This window comes from Helicobacter magdeburgensis, assembly GCF_000765825.2.
GTDB classification, from domain to species: domain Bacteria; phylum Campylobacterota; class Campylobacteria; order Campylobacterales; family Helicobacteraceae; genus Helicobacter_C; species Helicobacter_C magdeburgensis.
Genome location: NZ_JRPE02000052.1, coordinates 1 through 623 on the forward strand (window position 1 = coordinate 1; position 623 = coordinate 623).

General features: G+C 34.3%; 1 protein-coding gene. It reads left to right on the top strand.

All coding sequences use genetic code 11. The features are described 5' to 3' along the window. Positions 1 to 621 (top strand): methyl-accepting chemotaxis protein (locus LS74_RS10810; RefSeq protein ID WP_236096937.1); only part of this gene is annotated, 621 nt, incomplete at its 5' end. Positions 622 to 623: the final 2 nt, after the last annotated feature.

Sequence of the window (623 nt, forward strand, 5' to 3'; positions counted from 1 at the left end):
ACAAATACTCTAGGAGAAGAGATTAGAAAAATGCTGCATACAAGTTCTAACTTTGCTCAAAACCTAAGTGAAGAAGCAAAAGCATTAGCAGAAGCTGTAAATAATCTTACAAATCTTACTAACTCTCAAGCAAGTAGCCTAGAACAAACAGCTCAAGCCGTAGAAGAGATTACAAGTTCTATGCAAAATGTAAGTGGTAAGACTGGAGAAGTTATCCAACAAAGTGAAGATATTAAAAATGTTATAGGCATTATTAGAGATATAGCAGATCAAACAAATCTTTTAGCTCTTAATGCTGCTATTGAAGCAGCAAGAGCTGGAGAACACGGAAGAGGATTTGCTGTTGTTGCAGATGAAGTGAGAAAGTTAGCAGAAAGAACTCAAAAGAGCTTAGGTGAGATTGAAGCTAATACAAACTTACTTGTTCAAAGTATCAATGATATGGGTGAATCTATAAGAGAGCAAACAACAGGTGTAACTCAAATCAATGAAGCTATATCTCATTTAGAATCTGTAACACAAGAAAATGTAGAGATAGCAAATTCAAGTGCTGAAATAAGTGAAAGAGTAGATAGAGTAGCTAAAGATATATTAGATGATGTGAATAAGAAGAGGTTTTAGGG